1 protein-coding gene is annotated in these 1,476 nt (G+C 35.8%); it reads left to right on the top strand.

Annotation, left to right across the window (positions count from 1 at the left end; genetic code table 11):
* The first annotated feature begins 119 nt into the window (after window positions 1–119).
* Entirely contained in the window at window positions 120–1,436 is a 1,317-nt protein-coding gene (locus N9R04_RS11245; protein WP_262856870.1) for an ISL3 family transposase, read from the top strand.
* Window positions 1,437–1,476 lie beyond the last annotated feature (40 nt).

Raw genomic sequence — 1,476 nt, 5'->3', positions numbered from 1 at the left:
GGGTCTATACTAAATAGGACTGGTGACCCAACCGGTCCTATTTTTTAATACAAAAAGAGCGCAATTATCTCTATAATTAAAAGTATACGCCCACTTAAAATTAAGGAGATAATGCGCTTATGTTTAATATTATACTAACAACGCTTGGAATTAAAGATAAAAACATTCTGTTAGAAGAAAAAGTTGAAGAAAAGCAATACAAAGGAGTCGTAGCTTTATTTTACTTCGGCAAATTAACTTATCATCCTGAGCGATGTCAGCTTTGCGGTCTGGATAACATGAATAATAGTATTATTAAAAATGGTTTTAAAAAATCGTGTCTTACGATACCTCGAGTTTCTGAGAAAGCGGCGTACCTCGTTTTGAGAAAGCAACGTTACTACTGTAAAAAGTGCTGTAGCTATTTCACTGCTGAAACTTCCCTCGTTGAGCGTCATTGCTTTATTAGTTGGAACACACGCTTAGCGGTTTTAAACAAGGCCGTGGACCTACGGTCACAAAAATCGATTGGTCAATCCTGTCATGTCAGTTGTTCTACAGTTTCTCGAATCATGAACCAAGCGGCTTCTCAAGTCGCCCAAACCCCATTTAAATATTTACCTGAACACTTAATGATGGATGAATTTAAAAGTGTGAAAAACATTGACGGTAAGATGAGTTTTATTTATGCAGATGCTATCACCCATCGGATTGTTGATATTGTGCCAGATCGTCGGTTATTTGCTTTAAAAAACTATTTTTATCGTTTTCCGCTTGCCGAAAGAAAACGCGTAAAAACTGTGTCTATTGATATGTACGAGCCTTACATGGTATTGATTAAAGAGGTATTTCCAAATGCCGAAATCATCATCGATCGTTTCCATATTGTTCAGGCTTTAAATCGGGCGCTGAATATGACACGCGTATCGGTAATGAATCGTTTCAAGAATGCTCAAAGACCTCTGTACAATAAGTTTAAACGTTACTGGAAAATGCTTTTAAAACCTCAGGAACAACTCGAAGGGTTTACTTATCGTCGTTTCCGATTGTATAAACAATGGAAGACACAGAAAGGGATTGTTAAACACTTACTGGGTTTTGATAAAAAGCTTTTAAATACGTACGATCTTGTAAATAAATTAAGATATGCATTAAGAGAAAATGACCAAACAGCTTTTGAGTTAGCTTTAAAAAATATAGAAATTACTCGCATTTCCCCTCAGCTTCAAACAGTCGTTAAAACACTAAAAAAATATACTAGCATGATAGATAACACGATGGTCTATAGAAACTTGACTAACGGCCCACTTGAGGGCATTAATACTAAAATCAAACTTATACAGCGAGTATCTTTTGGTTATAGAAACTTTGATCATTTGCGCAGTCGTATCATTCTATGTACAAATCTTTTTGTAGCTCATCCAAAAAAAGAGATTAAGCAGCACAAGACTGCTTAATCTCTGGTTTTCAATAACCAGTCCTATTTGACAAAGAGCC

Origin of the sequence: Staphylococcus marylandisciuri (assembly GCF_025519785.1) — a bacterium.
In the GTDB taxonomy this organism is placed as follows: domain Bacteria; phylum Bacillota; class Bacilli; order Staphylococcales; family Staphylococcaceae; genus Staphylococcus; species Staphylococcus marylandisciuri.
The sequence above is the reverse complement of the archived record's forward strand: the minus strand, read 5'-3'. Positions and strand labels throughout refer to the sequence as shown.

What these genes read in the sequence shown, in the direction of transcription:
- N9R04_RS11245 (WP_262856870.1), top strand. Translation starts at nt 120, where the DNA reads ATGTTTAATATTATACTAACAACGCTTGGAATTAAAGATAAAAACATT.